Origin of the sequence: Streptomyces sp. NPDC001544, from assembly GCF_042894285.1 — a bacterium.
In the GTDB taxonomy this organism is placed as follows: Bacteria; Actinomycetota; Actinomycetes; order Streptomycetales; family Streptomycetaceae; genus Streptomyces.
The window spans coordinates 399,038-414,518 of record NZ_JBIAVN010000006.1 but is presented as its reverse complement, the minus strand read 5'-3'; the positions used below and the strand labels follow the sequence as shown (position 1 = coordinate 414,518).

The window sequence follows — 15,481 nt, the reverse complement described above, 5'->3', positions numbered from 1 at the left end:
CGTCGGCCGATACGATGCCGCAGCTCAACGTCGCATCACACCACGGGGGATCGTTGTGTTCGGAATCGTCAGGCCGTGCAGCCACCGGCTCGGAGAAAGCCTCAAGACCCAGTGGATGGCCCATCTGTGCGGGCTGTGCCTCGCACTGCGCGGCGACCACGGACAGTTCGCGCGCATAGTGACGAACTATGACGGGCTGCTGATATCGGTGTTGACGGAGGCCCAGACCCGGCAGGACGGCCGTCTGCGGCGCACGGCCGGGCCGTGTCCGTTGCGCGGGATGCGCACCGCCTCCGTGGCGCGGGGCGAGGGGGCGCGGCTCGCGGCCGCGGTCTCGCTGGTGCTGGCCTCGGCCAAGGTGCGCGACCACGTCGCCGACGGTGACGGGCTGCTCGCCCGGCGGCCGGTCGCGCTCGCCGCGCGCCGGGTCGCCGTCAACTGGGGGCGCGCGGGTGCCCGTACCGGCGCGGACATCGGTTTCGACACCGCCGTACTCGTCGACGCCGTCGACCGGCAGCTCGGTCTGGAGGCCCTCGCGGGTCCGGGCACGCCGATCCTCACGGTCACCGAGCCGACCGAGACCGCGACCGCCGCGGCCTTCGCGCACACCGCCGTCCTGGCCGGGCGGCCGGGGAACGCCGGGCCGCTCGCCGAGGCCGGACGGCTTTTCGGCCGGCTGGCCCACCTCCTGGACGCGGTGGAGGACCGCGCGTCCGACGCCGCGTCCGGCGCCTGGAACCCGCTCACCGCGACCGGCACCTCCCTCGACGAGGCCCGCAGGCTCGCCGACGACGCGCTGCACGGCATCCGGCTGGCCCTGCGCGATGCCGAGTTCGACGACGGCAAGCTGGCACACCTGCTGCTCGTGCACGAACTGCGCCGCTCGGTGGACCGGGCGTTCGGCACCCAGTCGTGCGGGCACGCCCCCGAGGCCTCCTTCGGGCCGCCGCCCGGGGACCCCGCGACCAAGGCGCCGGGAAGCCCGCACGGCAACCCCTTCGGCGGCGAGCCCCCGCGCCCGGACAAGCGCGGTTTCTGGGCGGGCTGCGCCGCCGCCATCGGGCTGTGCTGCACCTGCAAGATGTGCTGCGCCGACGAGTACGAGGGACCCTGGTCGCGGAAGAAGCGCGAGGGCTGCTGCAGCAACTGGGAGTGCTGCGACTGCTGCGACGCCTGCTCGTGCTGCGAGGTCTGCGAATGCTGCTCCTGCTGCGACTGCGGGCTGTGACGCGCTCTTCGGGTCTCTCGGCTTCCTCGGGTCCGCCGGTTCCTCAGTTCTTCAGTTCCGGCGGGGAGATCCGCGACTTCTCGATCGCCGACCCCGTGGTCCCCCACTTCTTCAGGATCTTCTCGTACGTGCCGTCCGCGATGAGCTTGTTCACCGCCGCCTGGAAGGCCGGCGCCAGCTTCGTGCCCTTCTTGAAGGCGAAGCCGACGTCGAGGCGGTGGTACTCGTTGAGGAACTTCAGGCCCTGCTGGTGGGCGACGGCGTAGCGCAGACCGTTGATCGTGGACATCACGATGTCGCTGCGCCCCTGCTGGAGCGAGGACCAGATGGCACTGGACTCGGCGTAGGTCTGCACCTTGTACGCCTTCTTTCCCGCGTCCGTGCAAACCTTCTTGTTCTCCTCCAGCGTCGCCTCGAAGGTCGTGCCGGCGCCGGTCGCGACGTTCAGGCCGCACAGCTGCTTCAGGTCGGTGACCTTCGACAGCTTGCTGTCCTTGCGGGCGGCGAAGCCCTGGCCGTCGTTGACGTAGGTGACGAAGTCGACGGTCTTGCGGCGTTCGTCGGTGACGCCGAAGTTGCTGGCGCCGAAGTCGTACTTGCCGCTGCCGAGGGCGGGCAGGATGGCGTCGAAGCTCGCCTGCTCCACCTTGAGTTCGATGCCCAGCACCTTCGCCACGGCCTTGGTGAAGTCGACGTCCTGGCCGGTCAGCGTCTTGCCGTCGGCCAGATAGGCGGTGCCGGGCGGGGTGCCGCCGACGCTGACGGCGACGGTGAGGCTCTTCACCCCCGAGGGCAGCAGCCCGGCGGCCGACGCGTCCTTGCCGATACCGGACACGACGTCCGTGGTCGGGATCTTGTCGGCCTGGGCCGCGGCGCCCGCCGGGCCGGCGGGGTCACCCGAACCGGAACCGCATGCCGTGAGGAGCAGCGTTGCCGAGGTGATCAGGACAAAAGGTGCGAAATGCTTTCTACGGGCGCGCGTTGGCGTACGCATCGTGTGCGGTCTCCTGGGGGCGGAAGGCAGGCGGAGCGCGAGGGGAGGGGTACGCGTGTGAAGGCGAAGGGTGATGGCGCGAAGGGGGAGAACGCGAAGGCGCCCGGCCGGATCAGGGGATCAGGGCGCGCAGTGGGTCAGCTCAACAGGAACAGGACCACACGCGACCGAAGTCGATGTGGGAGCGGGTGACCAGCCACTGCTGTGGATGCATGGGCCAAGTGGAACAGGCATCCGGTTTCCCGTCAACCGACTTGAGACGTTCGGCTCATACTGTGGACACCCTTGACAGCGAGGGGAAACCGCCCCGTAGTCTCGGTGGACGGCTCTGCTGAGGGGCTCGGCCGTACGCGCCGCCAGGCGCTCTGTGTGAAGGCACCACCGTTCGACCTCTGTCACGGAGCCTTCGCATGTCTTCCGACACCCTTGCCAAAGTCCCCGCGCCGGACATACCGGAGCAGGTGGACGCCCTTCGGATCGTTCCGCAGCGGCGGCTGGGCCAGTGGACCGCCGCCGTCGTCGTCCTCGCGCTGCTCGCCCTCGCGGTCAACTCCGTCCTGCGCAACCAGGCGTTCCAATGGGACGTCGTCGCGGACTGGTTCACCGCGGCCTCCGTCCTGCGCGGCCTGTGGCTCACCCTGTGGCTGACCGCCGTGGTGATGGTCCTGGGCTTCGTCCTGGGCACCCTGCTCGCCGCGTTCCGGCTCTCCGCCAACCCCGTGCTGCGAGCCGTGAGCTGGGGCTACGTGTGGCTGTTCCGGTCGATCCCGATCCTGGTGCAGCTGCTGCTGTGGTTCAACATCGGGGCGCTGTACCCGCAGGTCCTCGGCGTGAGGACGGTCGACCTGCTCAGCCCGGTCGCCGTCGCGATCGTCGGCCTCACCCTGCACGAGGCCGCGTACGCCGCCGAAGTGGTGCGCGGCGGCATCCTGTCCGTCGACCGCGGTCAGATCGAGGCCGCGCAGGCGCTCGGTCTGAGCCGCCGGCGCCGCTGGTGGCGGATCGTGCTGCCACAGGCCATGCGCTCCATCGTGCCGCCCGCCGGAAACATGCTGATCGGCACCCTCAAGGGCACCTCCATCGTCAGCGTCATCGCCGTCAACGACCTGCTGTTCTCAGCCCAGTTGGTCTACCACCGCACCTACCAGGTCATCCCGCTGCTGATGGTGGCCACGATCTGGTACACCATCGTCACCTCGGTGCTCAGCGCCGGTCAGTACTACGTGGAGAAGCACTACGCGCGCGGTTCGGAACGCACCCGATGAGCGCCGTCGCGACCGCCCGGCCGTCCCTGGTGATCGTCGGGGCCGGGCCGCGGGCGACCGGTCTGCTGGAGCGCATCGCCGCCAACGCGCCCGAGCTGTACACCGGTTCAGGCCTCGACATCCACCTCGTCGACCCGTATCCGCCGGGCGCCGGACGCATCTGGCGGGCGGCGCAGTCCCCGCTGCTGTGGATGAACTCGCACGCCGAGGACGTCACCATGTTCACCGACGAGACGGTGGACATGGCCGGTCCGGTGCGCGAGGGCCCCACCCTGCACGAGTGGGCGGGCCTGGACGGCCGCACGTTCGCGGACCGCCGGATCCAGGGCGACTACCTCCGCTGGGTGTACGAGCGGGCGGTGGCCGACCTGCCACCGGGCGTCACCGTCCACCACCACTCCCGGCGCGCCCTGCGCGTCAGCGGCCCGCGCGACGGCCGGCAGCAGGTGTGGCTGGAGGACGGCCCGCGCCCCCTCGACGCCGACCTCGTCGTCCTGGCACTCGGCCACCTGGACGCCGAACTCGATGCCGACCAGGCCGAGCTGGCCGCCTACGCCCGCGCACACGGCCTCGTCCACCTCCCGCCCGACTACACCGCCGACAGCGACCTCGCAGCGCTGAAGCCCGGTGCCCCCGTCCTCGTCCGCGGCTTCGGGCTCGCCTTCGTCGACCTGATGGTGCTGCTCACCGAGGGACGCGGCGGGCGGTACGAAGGGGACGCCTACCTCCCCTCGGGAAAGGAACCCGTCCTCCACGTCGGCTCGCGGCGCGGAGTCCCGTACCACTCGAAGATCGGCTACGACTGGACCGGCGAACGCCCCCCGCTGCCCCGCTTCTTCGGCCCCGCCGAGGTCGGAGAACTGCTCGCACGGCCCGACGGCTTCGACTTCCGGCGGGACGTGTGGCCGCTGGTGGAGAAGGAACTGGGCTTCGCGCACTACCACCGGCTCTTCACCGCCCACCCCGAGCGGACGGCGATCGCCTGGACCGTCTTCGAGGAGAAGTACGCGTCGGGGGACGCCGGCGACCTGAAGGCCCTCGTCGCCTCCGCCGTGCCCGACCCCGCCGACCGGCTCGACCTCGGCGCACTCGACCACCCCCTGCGCGGGGCGCGGTACACCTCGCACGAGGAGTTCCAGAACGGGCTGCGGGAGTACGTCGAGGGCGACCTGAGCCGGCGGCACGACGCACGGCACAGCCCCGACCTGGCGGTCTTCCTCGGGCTTCTCTCCGTCTACGGGCAGCTGATCCGGCTCGGCTCCATCGGTCCCTGGTGGCACGGGTTCTTCAGCTACCTCGCCTCCGGACCGCCCGGACCCCGGCTGCGCCAGATGCTCGCCCTGTCCCGGGCGGGTCTGCTGAAGTTCGTCGGCGCCGACATGACCGTCACCGCCGAGCACGGGGAGTTCCGGGCGTCCAGCCCCACCGTGCCCGGCTTCTCGGTGGGGGCCCGGGCGCTGGTCGAGGCACGGCTGCCCGAACCCACCGTCGGCCGGGCCCGCGACACGCTACTGCGCGCCCTGCACGCCGATGGCGCCGCCGAGACCCCCGACGGGCTGCTCCGGGTGGACCCCTCCGACGGGCGGATCCTCGACCGGTCCGGCCGGCCGCATCCCCGGCGCTTCGCCCTCGGCCCGTACACCGACGGACGTACCCCCGGCGCCTTCACCCGGCCCCGCACCGGCGGTCCCGCCTTCCGGCAGAACGACGCCACCGCCCGGGCCGCGCTGGCCTTCCTGGGCGGCCTGGCGTTCCGCGCCGCCGCGTGAACCGCCCCCCACCACACTTCCAGTAAGGGATTCACTCGATGAGCGTCATGGTCGACATCAGGTCCGTCCACAAGAGCTTCGGCCCGCTGGAGGTGCTCAAGGGCATCGACCTGCAGGTGCGCGCCGGCGAGGTCACCGTCGTCCTCGGCCCCTCCGGCTCCGGCAAGTCGACGCTGCTGCGCACCATCAACCACCTGGAGAAGGTGGACCGGGGTGTGATCAGCGTGGACGGCGCCCTGATCGGCTACCGGCGATCCGGCGACAGACTGCATGAACTGCCCGAACGCGAGGTGCTCGGACAGCGCACCCGGATCGGTTTCGTCTTCCAGAACTTCAACCTCTTCCCGCACCTCACCGTGCTGGACAACGTCACCGAGGCACCGGTGTCCGTGTTGAAGCGGCCTCGCAGGGAAGCCGCGGAACACGCCCGCGGGCTGCTCGCCCGGGTGGGTCTCGCCGAGAAGGCCGACGCCTACCCCAGGCAGCTCTCCGGCGGTCAGCAACAGCGGGTCGCCATCGCCCGCGCGCTCGCCCTGGAACCGAAACTGCTGCTCTTCGACGAACCGACCTCCGCGCTCGACCCCGAGCTGGTCGGTGAGGTCCTGGACGTCATCAAGGACCTGGCCCGCCAGGGCACCACGATGATCGTCGTCACGCACGAGATCGGCTTCGCCCGCGAGGTCGCCGACACCGTCGTCTTCATGGACGGCGGCCGGATCGTCGAGCAGGGCACACCCGCCGACGTACTCGACCGGCCACGGCACGAGCGGACCCGGGCGTTCCTGTCCAAGGTCCTCTGAGCGACGGCCCCGCACAGCCCGAAGGTCCCCGAGAAAGGGTTGCTCCCCATGAGCTCAACGTCCGGCCGGGCGCTGCTGCACCTGGCCGCCGCCGTCGACCAGCCGTCGGCGTACGACGCCGGCTCCTACGTGGAGCTGGCCCGGCTCGCCGAGAGCGGCGGGCTCGACTTCGTCACGCTCGACGACACCTTCGCCGGTCCCGGGCCCGAGCCGCTCGCCGTGCTGTCCCGGGTGGCGCCCGCCACCCACCGGGTCGGTCTGGTCCCGACCGTCACGACCACGCACACCGAGCCCTCGCACGTGCGGTCCGCCGTCGCCACCCTCGACTGGGTCAGCCGCGGCCGGGCGGGCTGGCGGATCGGCGTCTCCACCACGGAGGGCGAGGCCCGTCTCCTCGGCCGTCGGCAAGCCGCTCCCGCCGACGAGTTGTGGCGGGAGGCGGCCGACGTGGCCGCGAGCCTGTGGGACGGCCGCATCGTGCCCCGGCCCCCGCAGGGCCACCCCGTCCGGGTGGTCGACGCGACCGACGGCCCCACTCGGTCGGTCGCGGCGCGCTACGCCGACGTGGCCCTGGTCCGCGTCGCCGACCCCGCACAGGCCGCCGCCGTACGCGACCGGCTGCGCGACGAGGCCGCCGCGTCCGGGCGGCACCCGGACACCCTTCGGGTCCTGGTCAGCCTGATCGTCGACCTCGGCGACGGCGAGCACGCGGCCGCACCGGGCCACGGCGGGGGCGGCCCCCGGCAGACCGCGCAGGGCCCGCTGTACCGGGGCGGCCCCGTCGACCTCGCGGAGCTGATCGCGACCTGGCACGCGGACGGCGTCGTCGACGGCTTCCACCTCGTCCCCGCCGAGCCGCGCCGTGACCTGGAGCGGCTCGTCAACGGCACCGTCGCGCTGCTCCAGCACCGCGGCCTGTTCCGCACCTTCTACCCGGGCAGCACGCTCCGGGAGCACCTGGGCCTGGCCCGGTCCGCCCACCAGTACGCCGTGACGGGGGGAGTGCGATGACCGTACGGCCCCGAAGACGTATGCACCTGGCGGCGCTCTCCCACCTCGACCCGAGCTCGACGCCGCGGATCGAGTTCTCCGCCTTCGAGCACCTGGCCCGCACCGCCGAGCGGGGCCTGCTCGACTTCCTCTTCCTCGCCGAGGGGCCGGAGCCGCGCGAGCACGACGGCCGTATCCACGACCCGGACGCGGTGGAGCACCCCGAGCCGCTCACCGTGCTGAACGCCCTGGCCGCCGTCACCGAGCGGCTGGGGCTCGCCGCCACCGTCGACGCCGCCCGCGACCACCCGTACGAACTCGCCCGCCGCCTCGCCACCCTGGACCACCTCAGCGCGGGCCGGTCCGCCTGGCACCCGGTGACCTCTTCGGACGCCTTCACCGGGGAGAACGGGGTCGTCGAGTCCGTCGCGGTGGCCCGGCGGTTGTGGGACTCCTGGACCCCGGACGGGCTGTCGGGGCATCCGGTGGTGATCCAGACGGGGGACTCCGACGAGTTCCGGGAGTGCGCCGCGTCCACCGCCGACGTGCTCTTCACCGGGCACGGGACCCCGGAGGCCGGGCGCTCCTTCTACGCCGACGTCAAGCGCCGCCTGGGGAAGCACGGCCGCTCACCGGACGACCTGAAGATCATGCGGGGTGTCACCGTCGTCCTCGGCGACACCGCCGCCGAGGCGCAGGAGCGGGCCGCCGGGAGCGGAGCGCAGCAGACGGACCGTCAGTTCCTCGCCGGCACTCCGGAGGCGGTGGCCACGGAACTGGAGGAGCTCGTACGACGGGGCGCCGCCGACGGCTTCGTCCTCGTCCCCCACGGCATCTCCGGCGGATTGGACGAATTCGTGGACCGTGTCGTGCCGCTGCTGCAGGAGCGCGGTGCGTTCCGCATGCGGTACGAGGGCGCCACGCTGCGCGCCCACCTCGGCCTGCCCGGCCCGGTATGGAATGGCTGAACCCCTATGGAATTGTTGATCAGCATATGGAAGGTTTGATCATATGACGACCGATGCGTCCTCCGACTGGAGGCGGTGGCACGAGGAGCGCGTGGACACGGTGTCCGCGCCCTACGGGCCGCTCGCGCTGACCGGCACGTACTGGATCGAGGACTATCCGGAGGGGCAACTTCCGGACATCCCCGGTCTCTGGGCCGTGGACGGTGACGAAGTGGTGCTCACCGCCACGGCGGCCGACGGCCTGACCGTGGACGGCCGGCCCTTCTCCGGCGGGACGCGCCTGACCGCCGACAGCGGGCCGGAGGAGTCGTCCAGGGTCGCGCTCGGCAAGCGGCGGCTGGTCGTGCTGGTGCGTGAGGGGATCTGGGGAGTCCGGGACTACGACCCGGACGCCGAGGCCCGCCGGGCGTTCCGGGGCATCGACGCCACCCCGTACGACCCGCGCTGGTCGGTACCGGGGCGCTTCACCCCGTACGACGGGACACGCACCGTCCGGGTCGGTACCGCGGACGGGATCGAGCGCGGGCTCGCCCTCACCGGAGAGCTCGCCTTCACCCTGGCCGGGCGAGAACTGACGCTCCAGGTGGCGCGGCAGGCGAGCGGTGTGCTGTGGGCGGTGTTCGCCGACGCCACCAGCGGCGACAGCAGCTATCGGTTCCGGTTCCTGTACCCGGCCGCTCCCGACGCCGACGGCCGGACCACCGTCGACTTCAACCGGGCCCTGCTGCCACCGTGCGCCTTCGCAGACCACTTCATATGCCCCTTCCCGCCACCGGGGAACACGCTGGACGTCGCCGTCGAGGCGGGGGAGCGGGGACTTCTCTGAACCATCCGGCTCCCATGCGGTCCTGACAGGGTGTCAAAGCGCACGAATCACATCGAGAACGCGCACAGTCGGCACAGACCGCACACAGTCGCACGGCCGAAAGGCGCCCTTGCGCCTACCGGCCGTTCGATCGAATACTCCCCCACAGCGCTTGTCAGGGGCACGGTGTGTCCGGATTCCGCACGTTGACACCCCCCTGGCTGCGCCTCACGGGCCCCGACCCCACGCGGGCCCCCGACTTCCCCTGGGAGGGAACGAAACGTGAGGATCAAGCGCAACATCCCCCGCAGCCCCATCGCGAGACGGACCCGGCTGACCGCCGTGGCCGGCGCACTGGTGGCCGCGGCCGCGTTCGCCGTCCCCACCGCGAACGCGAGTGACGCCCAGACCTTCAGCTCCGCCCAGCTCAGCACGGTGAGCAGCTCCGTGCTCAAGGCGGACGTCCCCGGCACGGCCTGGGCGGTCGACAGCAAGAACGACCGGGTCGTCGTCACCGTCGACAGCACCGTGTCGCCGGTCGAGATCGCCAGGATCAAGCGGCAGGCCGGCGCCGGCTCCGGTGCCATCAGCATCAAGCACACCCCCGGCACGTTCAAGAAGCTGATCAGCGGCGGCGACGCCATCTACGGCGGCTCCTACCGCTGCTCCCTCGGTTTCAACGTGCACAAGGGAAGCACCTACTACTTCCTGACCGCCGGGCACTGCGGTGAGGTCGCCTCCACCTGGTACAGCAACTCCAGTCACAGCACGGTGCTGGGCACGAACGTGAGCTACAGCTTCCCGGGCAACGACTACGCGCTGGTCAAGTACACCAACTCCTCGATCGCGCACCCGAGCGCGGTCGGCAGCCAGACCATCTCCAGCGCGGCCACCCCGTCCGTGGGCACCACCGTGTACCGCCGGGGCTCCACCACCGGGACCCACAGCGGCCGGGTCACCGCGCTGAACGCCACCGTGAACTACGGCAGCGGTGACGTCGTGTCCGGCCTGATCCAGACCACGGTCTGCGCCGAGGGTGGCGACAGCGGCGGCCCGCTGTACGGCGGTTCCGTCGCCTACGGTCTGACCTCCGGCGGCAGCGGTGACTGCAGCTCCGGCGGTACGACCTTCTTCCAGCCGGTCACCGAGGCGCTGAGCGCGTACGGCGTGAGCGTCGGCTGACGGTCCCTCCGGGCCGGTTCGGGCCGCCGCGCGCGATCGGCGGATTCCAGTGATCGCCGCACCATGTGATCACTGACGTGTGGCGAGCAGTTCGGACAGACGCTCGGCTGGGGTTTCCCAGCCGAGCGTTTTGCGTGGGCGGCCAACGCCGCGAAGTATGACGTCACCGGTGCCGGTCAAGTGTGTGGTGCCCGCCGCGCACGGGTCGCCAAGCGTGTTCGGGCGCGGACTCCTGCGGCGACCGGTGCGAGCGTAGGTGGTGGCCAGGTACGTCCACGAGGCGGCGGGCGAACGGTACCTCGCAGACACCTGCGAGCAGGTCGTCATCGGGCCCCCGGATCGACACGCTGCGCTCGGCGGACGGGCCTGCTTGGCTGGTTCCCGATCCAGTGGCAGTCTCGGCCTGACCTCCGGGGGCAGCGGTGACTGCGCCCTGGGCGGTGCGACGTTCTTCCATCCGGTCACGGAGGCCCTGTCGGCGACGGGTGCCAGGATCGGCTGATCCGCGGACCCGGCAGCCGGGCGGTTGCGTCCAGAGAGGGCTGGACTGCCGCGTTTGCGCAGGTGGACGTGCCCGAACGCATGTCGCACGCTTGTTCGGGGATGAGGGTATGGTGGGGGTGGGAGTAGGGAACTGATGTTCGAGAGTCGTTCGGGGCTCATGAGAGCGGGAGGTGCGTGTGCCGGGTTTCACGCATCTGCACACCGTCTCCGGGTTCTCCCTGCGCTACGGCGCCTCGCACCCGGAGCGGCTGGCCGAGCGTGCCTCCGAACGCGGCATGGACGCCCTCGCCCTCACCGACCGTGACACTCTCGCCGGTGCGGTCCGCTTCGCCAAGGCCTGTGCCGGAGCCGGCGTCCGTCCGCTGTTCGGGGTGGAGCTGGCGGTGGAGGGACCGGAGGGGCGGGACGGCGCCGCGCGCCGGGACGCGGCCGCCTCGACGGAGCGGCGGCGTACCCCCGTCCGCGGCGGTGCCTTCATCGACGAGTCGACACCCCGAGTGACCTTCCTCGCCCGGGACGGGGCCCGTGGCTGGGCCGGCCTGTGCCGGCTGGTCACCGCCGCCCACACCGCCGAGGGCGTCCCGCTGCTGCCCTGGTCCGACAACCACGGCGACGGCCTGACCGTCCTGCTCGGCCCCGCCTCCGACGTCGGCCGCGCCCTCGCCGCGGGCCGCCCCGACCGGGCCGCGAAGCTCCTCGCGCCCTGGCGCGAGGTCCACGGCGACGCCCTGCGCCTGGAGGCCGTCTGGCACGGCCGCAAGGGCACCGGCCCCGGCTCCCTGCGGCTGGCCGCCCGCACCGTCGGCTTCGCCGCCGAGCAGGGGATCCGGCCGGTGCTCAGCAACGCCGTCCGGTACGCCGACCCGGGCCTCGGCCCGGTCGCCGACGTCCTGGACGCCGCCCGCCGCCTGGTCCCCGTCGACCCCGCCAAGGAGCTGGACTCCGGTGAGGCCTGGCTGAAGGACGCGGAGGCGATGGCGCGGGTGGCCGAACGGGTCGTGGAGGCCGCGGGCTACCGGCGCGACACCGCCCACCGCCTGCTGGAGCAGACCCGGGCGACGGCCGCGGAGTGCCTGGTCGACCCCGAGGACGACCTCGGCATCGGCACCGTCCACTTCCCCGAGGCGCACCTGGTCGGCGCCGGCCGGCGCACCGCCCAGCGGACGCTGGCCTCGCGGGCGGCGGCGGGGATGGTGCTGCGCGGCTACTCCGGCGACCGCGCCTACTGGGAGCGGATGCACCGGGAGCTGGACATCATCGCCCACCACGGCTTCGCCTCGTACTTCCTGACCGTCGCCCAAGTGGTCGACGACGTACGGGAGATGGGCATCCGGGTGGCGGCGCGGGGCTCCGGCGCGGGCAGTCTCGTCAACCATCTGCTCGGCATCGCGCACGCCGACCCGGTCGAGCACGGACTGCTGATGGAGCGCTTCCTGTCGAAGGAGCGGGTCGTGCTGCCCGACATCGACATCGACGTGGAGTCCGCGCGCCGTCTGGAGGTCTACCGGACGATCATCGGCCGGTTCGGCACCGAGCGGGTCGCGACGGTCGCGATGCCGGAGACGTACCGGGTCCGCCACGCGATCCGCGACGTGGGCGCGGCCCTTTCCATGGACCCCGCCGAGATCGACCGCGTCGCCAAGTCCTTCCCGCACATCCGGGCCCGCGACGCCCGCGCGGCCCTGGAGGAACTGCCCGAGCTGAAGGAACTCGCGGGGGAGAAGGAGCGTTACGGCAGACTCTGGGAGCTGGTCGAGGCCCTCGACGCCCTCCCGCGCGGAGTCGCCATGCACCCCTGCGGAGTGCTCCTGTCCGACGCCTCCCTCCTGGCCCGTACGCCGGTCGTGCCGACCAGCGGCGAGGGCTTCCCCATGTCGCAGTTCGACAAGGACGACGTGGAGGACCTCGGCCTGCTCAAGCTGGACGTGCTGGGCGTGCGGATGCAGTCGGCGATGGCGCACGCGGTCGCGGAGGTGAAGCGGGCGGCGGGCACCGAGGTGGACCTCGACGGCCTGCCGCCCGGCGACCCGGCGACGTACCAGCTCATCCGCTCCACCGAGACGCTCGGCTGCTTCCAGATCGAGTCGCCGGGGCAGCGGGACCTGGTGGGGCGCCTGCAGCCGGCCACTTTCCACGATCTCGTCGTCGACATCTCCCTCTTCCGGCCCGGCCCGGTCGCCGCCGACATGGTGCGGCCGTTCATCGAGGCCCGGCACGGGCGGGCGCCGGTCCGGTATCCGCACCCGGATCTGGAGGGGCCGCTGAGGGAGACGTACGGCGTCGTCGTCTTCCACGAGCAGATCATCGACATCGTCGACATCATGACCGGCTGCGGGCGCGGCGAGGCGGACCGGGTGCGGCGCGGGCTGTCGGACCCGGAGTCGCAGGGGCGGATCAGGTTCTGGTTCGCGCAGCACGCGGCGGCGAACGGCTATGACGCGGAAACGATTCAGCGGACCTGGGAGATCATCGAGGCCTTCGGCTCCTACGGCTTCTGCAAGGCGCACGCGGTCGCCTTCGCCGTGCCGACCTACCAGTCGGCGTGGCTGAAGGCGCACCACCCGGCCGCCTTCTACGCGGGGCTGCTCACGCACGACCCCGGGATGTACCCCAAGCGGCTGCTGCTCGCCGACGCCCGGCGGCGCGGGGTTCCGGTGCTGCCGCTGGACGTGAACGTGTCGGGGGTCGCACACAGGATCGAACTGGTGTCTGAATCTGACCCGGTGTCCGCATCTGATGGGGTGTGGGGGCTGCGACTCGCCCTTTCCGACGTGCACGGCATCAGCGAGGCCGAGGCCGGCCGGATCGCCGACGGGCAGCCCTACGCCTCGCTGCTGGACTTCTGGGAGCGGGCCCGGCCCAGCCGCCCGCTCGCCCAGAGGCTGGCCCAGGTCGGTGCGCTGGACGCCTTCGGCGCCAACCGCCGCGACCTGCAGCTGCACCTGTCCGAGCTGCACCGGGGCGCCCGGGGCGCGGGCGGCGGCCAGCTCCCCCTGGCCGGCGGGCGCCGGACCGCCCCGGCCGGGCTGCCCGACCTCACCTCCCAGGAGCGGCTCAGCGCCGAGCTGGGCGTGCTGTCCATGGACGCCTCACGCAATCTGATGGACGACCACCGGGAGTTCCTCGACGAGCTCGGCGTGGTGGCCGCACGCCGGCTGCGTACGGCCCGGCACGGCGAGACGGTCCTGGTCGCGGGCGCCAAGGCGGCCACCCAGACCCCGCCGATCCGGTCCGGCAAGCGGGTCGTCTTCACCACGCTGGACGACGGCACGGGCCTGGTCGACCTGGCCTTCTTCGACGACTCCCACGACGCCTGCGCGCACACCGTCTTCCACTCCTGGCTGCTGCTGGTGCGCGGGGTGGTGCAGCGGCGCGGTCCGCGCAGCCTCAGCGTGGTGGGCTCCGCGGCCTGGAACCTCGCCGAGCTGGTCGAACTGCGCGCCGAGGGCGGCCTCGACGAGGTGGCGGCACGGCTGGCGGAACCCGTTCCCCAGCCGCGGAGAGACGCGGCCGAGAGCCGGACGATCCGCATGCCCACGGGGTACGAGATGCACCCCTGGGCCGATCTGCGTCCCGCGGGCGAGGGCCCGGCGGGTGGGAAGAAGTTGTGGCACCAGAGTCCGGGGAGTGCGGGATGACCATCCTCTGCGTACGTTTCCAGCTGCCGCCGGCGCACGAGGCGGCCCTGCCCGCACTGCTCGGGCTGCTGCAGGACTTCACCCCGGTCGTCGAGGCGCTGCCGCCGGACGGGGCGCTGGCCGATCTGCGGGGCGCGGAACGCTACTTCGGGCGCAGCGCGGTCGAACTGGCGGCGGTGATCCGGGTCCGCGCCCTCGCGCTGCACGGCGTCGACTGCGCGATCGGCGCCGGGCCGGGCCCGCTGCTGGCCCGTATGGCGCTGCGCGAGGCGCGGCCCGGGACGACCTGTGTCGTGCCCGAGGACCCCGACGCCATCAGGGAGTTCCTCGCCGACCGCCCCGTGGCCGCGCTCCCGGGTGTGGGCACCGCCACCGCCCGCACCCTGTGCGACTACGGCCTCGACACCCTGGGCCGGGTCGCCGCGGCCCCCCTGTCCACGCTGCAGCGCCTGGTGGGCGCGAAAACGGGCCGTGAGCTGCACGAGAAGGCGAACGGGACCGACCGCGGCCGGGTCGTCCCGAACGCCGTCTCCCGCTCTCTTGCCGTCGAACGCCCCTTCGGCCGCGACGAACTGGACCCGGACCTTCACCGCAGGGCACTGCTGTCCGCCGCCGAGGAACTGGGCGCCCGGCTGCGCGCCCTGGAGAAGGTCTGCCGCACCCTGACCCTCACCGTGCGCTACGCCGACCGGAGTTCCACCACCCGCACCCGCACCCTCAAGGAGCCGACCGCACACTCCGCGGCGCTGACCAGGACGGCGTACGGCATGTACGAGGCCCTCGGTCTCCAGCGCGCCCGGGTCCGCGCCCTCGCCCTGCGCGCCGAGGGACTCACCCCCGCCGACCAGGCCTCCCACCAGCTCACCTTCGACCCCGTGGACGAGAAGGCCCGCCGCATCGAGGAGGTCGCGGACCGGGCGCGGGCGAAGTTCGGACCGCGAGCGGTGATGCCGGGACGGCTGGCCGCGTAGGCCCCCTCGGTCACCAGCTGACGCGGGCCGCCACCGGACGGTGGTCGCTCCCGGTGGCCGGCAGCACCCATGAACTCCGCGGCTCCACGCCCCGGGTGAGGATCTGGTCGATCCGGCACCGACCACCACTACTGGGGCGGGCTGCGCCGCACCCGCGAACTGGCCGCCCTCTGCGAGGCGTTCGGCATCGCCCTGTCGATGCACTCCAACTCGCACCTGGGCATTCAGGACCGTCTCTCCACTTGCGCGCCTCCCCCCAAAGGCTGTTTCCAGCCGCAAGGTCGGAGCTCTTCCGCGAGGGGTGTTCTACTTGTCATGTCCGCCTGAATGAGGCGGGGATTCCCGTTGCCGCGCGCCCATTGCCTGG

Annotated in this window: 11 protein-coding genes and 2 pseudogenes; 12 read left to right on the top strand and 1 reads right to left on the bottom strand. The window is 72.3% G+C overall.

Translation table 11 applies throughout. The features are described 5' to 3' along the window. Positions 1–55 precede the first annotated feature (55 nt). Positions 56–1,228, top strand: coding sequence for a DUF5685 family protein (locus tag ACFY0F_RS19150; RefSeq protein WP_388795125.1), 1,173 nt, complete (start codon positions 56–58; stop codon positions 1,226–1,228). A 43-nt stretch (positions 1,229–1,271) separates the two neighbouring features. On the opposite strand, the gene ACFY0F_RS19145 is transcribed toward ACFY0F_RS19150, so the two are convergent. Then, a complete protein-coding gene (locus ACFY0F_RS19145) occupies positions 1,272–2,222 on the bottom strand; it encodes an ABC transporter substrate-binding protein (protein ID WP_388795122.1) in 951 nt (316 codons plus the stop codon). 410 nt (positions 2,223–2,632) lie between these two features. Here ACFY0F_RS19145 and ACFY0F_RS19140 point away from each other — a divergent pair, with 410 nt between their 5' ends. From ACFY0F_RS19140 to ACFY0F_RS19090, 11 genes and pseudogenes are all read left to right on the top strand, one after another. Further along, the gene (locus tag ACFY0F_RS19140; protein WP_388795119.1) at positions 2,633–3,487 is read left to right on the top strand and encodes an amino acid ABC transporter permease; all 855 of its coding nucleotides are present in this window, start codon (positions 2,633–2,635) and stop codon (positions 3,485–3,487) included. Then, a complete protein-coding gene (locus tag ACFY0F_RS19135) occupies positions 3,484–5,256 on the top strand; it encodes an FAD/NAD(P)-binding protein (protein ID WP_388795116.1) in 1,773 nt (590 codons plus the stop codon). Before ACFY0F_RS19140 ends, ACFY0F_RS19135 begins: the two co-directional genes overlap by 4 nt. Positions 5,257–5,294: 38 nt before the next feature. Continuing rightward, positions 5,295–6,056 (top strand): amino acid ABC transporter ATP-binding protein, encoded by a 762-nt coding sequence (locus ACFY0F_RS19130; RefSeq protein ID WP_388795113.1) that lies wholly within the window; start codon positions 5,295–5,297, stop codon positions 6,054–6,056. 48 nt (positions 6,057–6,104) lie between these two features. Continuing rightward, positions 6,105–7,067, top strand: coding sequence for an LLM class flavin-dependent oxidoreductase (locus tag ACFY0F_RS19125; protein WP_388795110.1), 963 nt, complete (start codon positions 6,105–6,107; stop codon positions 7,065–7,067). After that, complete coding sequence (locus tag ACFY0F_RS19120) at positions 7,064–8,014, top strand: LLM class flavin-dependent oxidoreductase (protein ID WP_388795107.1); 951 nt, start codon at positions 7,064–7,066, stop codon at positions 8,012–8,014. Before ACFY0F_RS19125 ends, ACFY0F_RS19120 begins: the two co-directional genes overlap by 4 nt. Positions 8,015–8,057: 43 nt before the next feature. Further along, positions 8,058–8,840 (top strand): DUF1684 domain-containing protein, encoded by a 783-nt coding sequence (locus tag ACFY0F_RS19115; protein WP_388795104.1) that lies wholly within the window; start codon positions 8,058–8,060, stop codon positions 8,838–8,840. A 261-nt stretch (positions 8,841–9,101) separates the two neighbouring features. Continuing rightward, positions 9,102–10,001: a S1 family peptidase gene (locus ACFY0F_RS19110; protein WP_388795101.1), complete on the top strand. Its 900-nt coding sequence runs from the start codon at positions 9,102–9,104 to the stop codon at positions 9,999–10,001. A gap of 376 nt (positions 10,002–10,377) precedes the next feature. Beyond that, positions 10,378–10,503: pseudogene (locus tag ACFY0F_RS19105) on the top strand (S1 family peptidase); the annotation flags it as partial. Between the two features lie 178 nt (positions 10,504–10,681). Continuing rightward, positions 10,682–14,143: a DNA polymerase III subunit alpha gene (locus ACFY0F_RS19100; RefSeq protein WP_388795098.1), complete on the top strand. Its 3,462-nt coding sequence runs from the start codon at positions 10,682–10,684 to the stop codon at positions 14,141–14,143. Then, positions 14,140–15,114, top strand: coding sequence for a hypothetical protein (locus tag ACFY0F_RS19095; RefSeq protein WP_388795095.1), 975 nt, complete (start codon positions 14,140–14,142; stop codon positions 15,112–15,114). Before ACFY0F_RS19100 ends, ACFY0F_RS19095 begins: the two co-directional genes overlap by 4 nt. A 117-nt stretch (positions 15,115–15,231) precedes the next feature. After that, positions 15,232–15,339 (top strand): annotated as a pseudogene (locus tag ACFY0F_RS19090) (enolase C-terminal domain-like protein); the annotation flags it as partial. Positions 15,340–15,481: the final 142 nt, after the last annotated feature.